Annotated in this window: 9 protein-coding genes; 5 read left to right on the forward strand and 4 right to left on the reverse strand. The window is 59.2% G+C overall.

Annotated features, from left to right (window positions below):
* Positions 1–52: 52 nt before the first annotated feature.
* The 3 genes from AC6RA8_RS02625 to AC6RA8_RS02635 all read right to left on the reverse strand — a co-directional run bounded on the left by AC6RA8_RS02625 (position 53) and on the right by AC6RA8_RS02635 (position 1,602).
* Complete coding sequence (locus tag AC6RA8_RS02625) at positions 53–601, reverse strand: hypothetical protein (protein ID WP_500350571.1); 549 nt, start codon at positions 599–601, stop codon at positions 53–55.
* On the reverse strand, positions 598–981 hold the full coding sequence (locus AC6RA8_RS02630; protein ID WP_500350572.1) for a hypothetical protein: 384 nt from the start codon (positions 979–981) through the stop codon (positions 598–600). The genes AC6RA8_RS02625 and AC6RA8_RS02630 overlap by 4 nt, the downstream gene beginning before the upstream one ends.
* Positions 982–1,371: 390 nt before the next feature.
* Positions 1,372–1,602: a DUF1127 domain-containing protein gene (locus tag AC6RA8_RS02635; RefSeq protein ID WP_500350573.1), complete on the reverse strand. Its 231-nt coding sequence runs from the start codon at positions 1,600–1,602 to the stop codon at positions 1,372–1,374.
* A 223-nt stretch (positions 1,603–1,825) separates the two neighbouring features.
* Between AC6RA8_RS02635 and AC6RA8_RS02640 the strand changes: the two genes are divergently transcribed.
* On the forward strand, positions 1,826–2,896 hold the full coding sequence (locus AC6RA8_RS02640; protein WP_500350574.1) for an Mrp/NBP35 family ATP-binding protein: 1,071 nt from the start codon (positions 1,826–1,828) through the stop codon (positions 2,894–2,896).
* Positions 2,897–2,906: 10 nt separating this feature from the next.
* Here the strand turns inward: AC6RA8_RS02640 and AC6RA8_RS02645 are convergent, their stop codons facing one another.
* Positions 2,907–3,671, reverse strand: coding sequence for a hypothetical protein (locus AC6RA8_RS02645; protein ID WP_500350575.1), 765 nt, complete (start codon positions 3,669–3,671; stop codon positions 2,907–2,909).
* Between the two features lie 751 nt (positions 3,672–4,422).
* Between AC6RA8_RS02645 and mraZ the strand changes: the two genes are divergently transcribed.
* From mraZ to AC6RA8_RS02665, 4 genes are all read left to right on the forward strand, one after another.
* Positions 4,423–4,914 (forward strand): division/cell wall cluster transcriptional repressor MraZ, encoded by a 492-nt coding sequence (gene mraZ, locus AC6RA8_RS02650; protein WP_500350576.1) that lies wholly within the window; start codon positions 4,423–4,425, stop codon positions 4,912–4,914.
* Positions 4,915–4,917: 3 nt separating this feature from the next.
* Entirely contained in the window at positions 4,918–5,880 is a 963-nt protein-coding gene (gene rsmH, locus AC6RA8_RS02655) for a 16S rRNA (cytosine(1402)-N(4))-methyltransferase RsmH (protein WP_500350577.1), read from the forward strand.
* Positions 5,880–6,236 (forward strand): cell division protein FtsL, encoded by a 357-nt coding sequence (gene ftsL / locus AC6RA8_RS02660; protein ID WP_500350578.1) that lies wholly within the window; start codon positions 5,880–5,882, stop codon positions 6,234–6,236. Before rsmH ends, ftsL begins: the two co-directional genes overlap by 1 nt.
* On the forward strand, positions 6,233–7,218 hold a 986-nt coding region (locus AC6RA8_RS02665; protein ID WP_500350579.1), incomplete at its 3' end, for a penicillin-binding transpeptidase domain-containing protein. The genes ftsL and AC6RA8_RS02665, both read left to right, overlap by 4 nt.

The raw sequence follows: 7,218 nt of genomic DNA on the forward strand, positions 1-7,218 counted from the left end.
TAGCACAGGGCCGTAAGCATCGGCCGCTGTGCTTCGAATTGATCGGTCCACGTCATGCAGCGGCCGGTTGGGTGAGCGTGATGGACGTGCCGTTCACATCCAGCCGCTGGCACAGTTTGCCGTGACCCATGCCGCGTTTGAGGACGGGGTAGGTGCGTGAGAAGGCGGCTGCGAAGGAGGCGGCCACGACGGCGCGCGGGCCATGGGCGGTTTCGATGCGCGCGCGCAGTGCATCCAGCGTGTCATCGCCCCGGATGGCGGCCCATGCGAACTGGTAGCCGAGGCCGAAATCACCTGCTGCCTCTGGTGCGCCGTTCAGACTAGCCTGGATATCGGCTGCACGAGCCCCGTAGGCCAGGGCCATGTCCACTGTCAGTTGGGCGCAAGGGCCGCAATCGCCCTCGACCGCTGAGCCGACCATGGCCCCCATCCGGACGTGATGCGCGGATTTTGGGCCGGCATAGGCGCTGACTTTCTGGAACATGGTCATGCGCAACCCTGCGCGCGGGTCGATGTCGATCAGGTCGTGCATGTACTGCGTGTTGTAGTTGAACTGCTTGCCAAAGCGGCGGGCACCGGAATGAAGAAATGCGCGGATCATGAAGTTTGCTCCTTGGGTTGTATTGAGAAAGCGATTGCAAGGCTTGTCCAGACCGGAAGCTGGATGCCCAACAGGTTGACGAGGGCGATCGCGTCAAAGGCAAAGCCGCGGTTGGCCCAAATTGCGAGGTGAAAGAGCGCGTGCAGCGTTGGCCAACCCAGACCCACGAGCAATACGGCGCGGCTCTGCGTTCTGGCGGCATGTAAAATGGCAAGGCCAGCGACCCCAAATGCGAGCGCAATGTCGCGAATGAAGTGAAGGTTAAAAGGCCCCATCCCGGCAACACCGGGTGTGTTGGCGTACCAGGCCTGAGGTTGCGTCCACATGAAGACGCTCGAGACCACGTAGTAGCCCCCGATAACCCAGAGAATCCGCAGCATGCAATCATGTCCTTGCTGTTGTCATATGTATGACGAAGCAGGCTGAGCGCTTGTGACACGCCGGTGAGTATTTCGGGAGAATTCTTAAAAAAAAGCGGCGGTCCCCAGGGAGGAGGGGGCCGCCGCCTTCGTCATGCCATCCGGTCAGGGAGGAGGAGGACCGGGCTGGCAATCTCTGCACCATCTGGTGCGGTGTTCGTGCGACGACATTCGGGAGGAGGTGAATGCCGCCGCTCTTGCAACATCGCGTCGGTCAGGGAGGAGGAGGACCGAAAGTGCGACGTATTGCGGTGTTAAAGTGCGGCGACGCCAGGGAGGAGGAGGGCGCCGCCGCCAATTTCAGATGCCCCAGGGAGGAGGAGGGGGCGATCTGATCCTTGTGTTTCTGTGTTACGCTGCGAGGTCGTTCGCGGATTCCCAAGCAACACGCTTCAGCTCAGACCGGTGAAGGCCCAGATCGGCCAGTTCGCGGTTGGACAATGCGTTCAACTCGGTGAACGTAGTGCGGAAGATGCGCTGTTTTGCGCGACGCTCTGCAGCGGCTTCAAACACGCGGGCAACCGTGCCGAGGACACGTTCCACGAGGTCGCTGCGCTGTGCTACATCATTGTAATAGGCCATGTTCTTTGCCTCATGCTCATTTCGTTGACCTGAATATAAGCCAATGCTGCGAGTGCACAATGCACACCAATTCAATGCTGCTATGCAGCAATTGCATGGGGTTTTGGTCCAAAGCCTGAGCAACGTGCACAAGGATGCAGCGTTTCGGTCAGTGCCGTTTTCAAGCTCTTGTAAGACGCGAAAATTATGCCATTTCTTTCACCATAAAGCGGGGAAATCGAGCATGGCTGTCACGAAACAAAATGTTATGGACGCGCTGGTGCGCGTGGGGATGCCGGATGGAGGTGACCTGGTCAGCCGGGATTTGATTCGAGCGGTACAGGTGCAGGGCGATGCCGTGCAGTTTGTGATTGAGGCGCCGACACCTGAGCTGGCGGCCAAGATGGAGCCCGTTCGAGCGGCCGCCGAAGCGGCGGTGCGGGCGCTGGAGGCTGTAGGTGAGGTGCGTGTCGCCCTGACGGCGCATGGTCCGGCCAAGAAACCTGCGCCGCCCAGTCTGAAGATTGGGGGGCATCCCAAGCCGCAGGACGGCCCCACGAAGCCCACCGGCGTGAAACGCATTCTTGCCATTGGGTCGGGCAAGGGCGGCGTGGGCAAGTCCACCGTATCGTCGAACCTTGCCGTAGCGCTCGCCAGACAAGGTCGCAAAGTCGGGCTGCTTGATGCAGATATATATGGTCCATCCCAGCCCCGCATGATGGGGGTGAACAAGCGCCCAGCCTCGCCCGATGGTAAGACTATTATACCTCTGCACGCTCATGGTGTGACGCTGATGTCCATCGGGTTCATGATGGAAGAGGGCAAGGCCGTGGTGTGGCGCGGTCCCATGCTGATGGGCGCATTGCAGCAAATGCTGGGTCAGGTGGAATGGGGCGAGTTGGATGTTTTGCTTGTTGACTTGCCGCCGGGCACCGGTGACGTGCAGCTGACACTGTGTACGAAATCCGAACTTTCAGGTGCGATTGTTGTATCGACACCGCAGGATGTGGCGTTGATCGATGCGCGCAAGGCGCTGGACATGTTTGCGACGCTGAAAACGCCCGTGCTGGGCCTGATCGAGAACATGTCGATGTTTGTATGCCCAGATTGTGGTTCGGAGCATCAGATTTTTGGTCAAGGCGGTGTCACTGCTGAGGCGCAGAAGCTGGGTATTCCGCTACTTGGTGCGCTGCCGATTGATCTTGAAACCCGGCTGGCCGGCGATGGGGGAACACCTGTGGCCGTTGGCGACAGCCCAATGGCCCAGGCCTATGCGCGCATTGCCGAAGGGTTGATCAAGGGTGGGATGGCCTGAGCCGGGAGGTTCAGATCTCGCGCCCTTCGACCGCGATACCGTATAGAGTTGTCAGGATGCTTGCGCTGACCAGCGCGAACAGGACCGAGGTGATCACGCTGACCACGCCAAGGATGTAGGGCGCGGGAAGAACGCTGATCGCGAGGTTTAGTACAAAGTCCACCACGCCAAGGATGATAGTCAGCCCGATGATCGCACCCGAGAGCGGGCGAGACGCGGCCCAGCTTTCGGTCAACTTCATGTCTTTCCCGATCGTGCAGGCTGGCAGGATCAGGCTGAGCCGCAACAATACCCAGCCTAGAATGGCGAAGAGCGGGATCGCCACCAGGTTTGTCAAAATCTCATTTCCCGCCGAGGCGACAACGCCCAAGGGCACAAAGAGAGGGATGGCTGCGATGCCAACGATGATGCCCAGCAGCAGGCTGCGCCCAAAATAGCCCAGCACGACGCCCGCACCTGGTGTGAAGCCGCCATCGCGTTGCCCTTCTGGCAGAAGGACATAGCGGTGCCATGCAGCAACCATCATGATGTAGCCCACGGCCATGACAAGGACTGCCAGAACGGCGGACCCTGCCTTGGAGTATGCATCCGGGCTGAGCGTGTCTGTTTCGTTCGCGAGCATCATTGTACCGAACATGTTTGGCGCCAACATCAGAAAGAGGACGACCGACAGCGCGACAAGGCCGACGCCCACATAGGTGGCGCGCAGCGTGGCGCCCAGATCATGGAAAACCATGGTGAAGGCATGGGTAAAGATGCGAACAGCGTCGGACATGTGTGCTCCTGTTTCGGATGTCAGCAGCGTGTTGCCGTGTTGTACGAGGTCGCGCAAGGGATTTCATGGGCAGTAGCCGGGTACAGCGCCATGATCATGGGAATTCATGGTCAATTAGCGCCAAAAGTGGTGTGATTCGAATCAAATTCGTTTTCCTATGCAGTTTGTTGTTAGAACAAAATGCAAACATGGCTATTTGGCGTGTCTGCAGCAAAAGTTTTTTGGGAATTTGTGGGAGGCATAATGCTGATTGGCGGATATCTATATGTTGTGTTTTTGTTTATTTGCGTAACATTATGTACGTAAATCTCTGCCGATTTTAAGCTGTATTGCTCTGTTTTCCCATATATATAGAAGAGTAGCTCTGCCTTGGTGTCGTAAAAAACCATTGCGTACCATGTTTTCCCACGTCATACCTAATCACATCAGATGAGAACGAGCACGGGGCACAAAACGACCCCAAGCAAAAAACAAAACTCTAGCAGGTTTCATACAGGCACCTCGCTTTCATCAGACCAGAGATCCGGCGCGCGAGCGAGCAGACATCCCCCCAGGTGGCGCGCGCAGCTGGACATCCCGCGAGGCGGGACGAGGGCGGCGGGTTGATCAGTGGCAGCAGATCAACCCGCCGTTTCATTTTCGTCCCAGAGGGGCGACGCAAAATCAAGGGCCCCGAAAAGAGGGCGCAGTTGACTGGGGAATGAATTTGAAGCGCTGGGGCGCGGAAACGAAATAGGGACGGGCCAACACAGTGGCACGAAGGTTCAGAGGCGAAAGCGACCACAAGGTGGACGCAAAGGGGCGGGTGTCTATCCCGGCCTCGTTTCGTCGTGTGATCGAAGCCTGTGACCCCGACTGGACCGAAGGCCTCCCACCCCGCATCATCATTGTCTACGGCGGCGCGACGCGTGATTACCTTGAGGGCTTCACGGTCGAGGCCATGGACGAAGTAGACGAGAAGATTTCGAAATTCCCGCGCGGTTCAGCCAAGCGGAAGGCGATGGAGCGTCTGTATAGCGCGCAATCCATCGAGGCAGTTGTGGATGATACCGGCCGCATCGTTTTGCCTGCCAAGTTGCGCGAGAAGATCGGGCTGGATGGCATGGCGCGCTTTGTATCCTCGGGCGACACGTTCGAGATCTGGCAGCCCGATGCCTATGACGAAAGTATCGCGGCGCTGGATGACGAAGGCTTCGATCCTGATCTGGACCCGTCAGCCTATCTAGACGGGGATATGGAGTAAGGAATGGCTGGGGGGCCACATATTCCGGTTCTGATCGACGCGATCCTGCGGGAATGCGCGCCCATTCATGGCACATGGCTTGATGGCACCTTTGGTGCGGGCGGCTATACGCGCGCCTTGCTGGAGGCCGGGGCTGAGCAGGTGATTGCGGTGGATCGTGATCCCTTGGCCTTTGAATTGGCCGGTGAGTGGGTGGAAGCCTATGGCGAGCGGATCGTGATGCAACCCGGCGTGTTTTCCAGGTTGGATGAATACGGGCAGGGTCTGGACGGAGTTGTCCTCGACCTGGGCGTGTCGTCTATGCAGTTGGACCGTGCTGAGCGTGGTTTTTCCTTCATGCAGGACGGGCCGCTCGATATGCGCATGTCGCAGGACGGGCCGTCTGCCGCTGATATTGTCAATGAAGCCGATGAGGGCGTGCTGGCGGACATCCTGTTTCAGTACGGCGAAGAGCGTGCGTCCCGTCGGATTGCGCGGGCCATCATCACGGCACGACCTATCACTACGACGCTGGAGTTGGTGGGCGTGATTGAGAAATGCTTGCCACGTCCAAAACCCGGTCAGTCACACCCCGCGACCCGTAGCTTTCAGGCGCTGCGCATTGCTGTGAACAACGAATACGATGAGCTGTATCAGGGGCTTATGGCGGCTGAGCGGGCGTTGAAGCCCGGTGGGAAGCTGGCCGTTGTGACCTTCCATTCGGTCGAGGACCGGATGGTCAAACGTTTCATGACGGCACGGGGTGGGCGGCAGTCCAACCCCAATCGTTACGCGCCCGAGGTGGAGGCTGCACCGGCTCAGTTCGAATTGAAGACTCGCAAGGCCATTGGACCCGACAAGGACGAGTTGGAGATGAACCCGCGCAGCCGGTCGGCCAAGCTGCGGGTGGCGGTGCGTACGGACGCGCCTCCCGGAGAGATTGACGCTAAGAGTATTGGTATGCCGCAGGTCAGGGGGGCCATCTGATGCGCACGGTTTTGTATATTTTGACGACATTGGCCGTGATCGGCCTTGCCTTCTGGGCCTATCGCGAGAATTACGCGACGCAGGAAGCGCTGTCGAAGACGGACCGACTGCATCGTGACATTCGCATGGCGCATTCGCGGCTGGCCGTTCTCAAGGCGGAGTGGGCCTATCTGAACCGCCCGGACCGGTTGCGCGATCTGGCTGACATCAACTTTGACCGGTTGGGCCTGTTGCCGTTCCGCCCTGACCAGTTTGGCCATGTGGACGAGGTGGCCTATCCCGCGCCGCCACAGCTTGTCATCGACAATGCGGTTGAAGTGTTCGGTGAGTTGCCCAGCGATGGAGAGCAGCCATGACCCGCACCCCTTTGCGCCCATTGGCCCGTATTCTGCCCGCCCGCGCTGCCGGTGAAAGCACCGAAGCCATCGAACGTGAAAACCTGCGTGCCCGTCACGAGGAAATGCGCGACCGCTCGCGCCAGCGTGCCGAAGGGCGTTTGCTGGTGTTGGGCCTGTTCTTTTTCTGCGCCTTCATGACGGTAGCTGTGCGAATGGGAATGCTCGCCACATCGGAGCCGGTTGAGCCCCGCGCGAGTGCTCAGGGCGCTGCGATTTCGGCGGCCCGCGCGGATATCGTTGACCGTCAGGGCCGTTTGCTGGCCACGAATTTCGAGACCCATGCGCTTTATGCCCAGCCGCCGCAGATGGTGGACCCGGCAGCGGCGGCCAAGCAGTTGGCCGAGATTTTTCCCGATCTGAAAGAAGAGGAGCTGCTGAAGGATTTCACCGGCAAGCGTAAGTTCCTGTGGATTCGCAAGAAAATCAGCCCCGAGCAGATGCAGCTTGTGCATGAGATCGGTGATCCCGGTCTGCTGTTTGGTCCGCGCGATATGCGTCTTTATCCGAATGGAACCCTTGCCGCCCATGTTCTGGGTGGGGCCAGCTTTGGCAAGGAAGGTGTGAGCGCCGCGGAGGTCATCGGCGTTGCGGGTGTTGAGAAGCAGTTTGATGATTATCTGCGCGATCCGGCAAACGGCCAGAAGCCGCTGCAGCTGTCGCTGGATCTGACCATTCAGGCCGCCGCCGAGCGTGTCCTGTATGGCGGTATGCGGTTGATGAACGCCAAGGGCGCCACATCCGTGCTGATGGATGTGAAGACAGGCGAGGTGATCTCGGTCGTGTCGTTGCCGACATTTGATCCCAACAACCGGCCGCGACCGGCAACCAAAGGGGACCAGTCGGACAGCCCGCTGTTCAACCGGTCTGTGCAGGGGGTGTACGAGCTGGGGTCGGCCTTCAAGATTTTCACTGCTGCGCAGGCGGTTGATCTGGGGCTGGT

Source organism: Tateyamaria sp. (genome assembly GCF_059783535.1).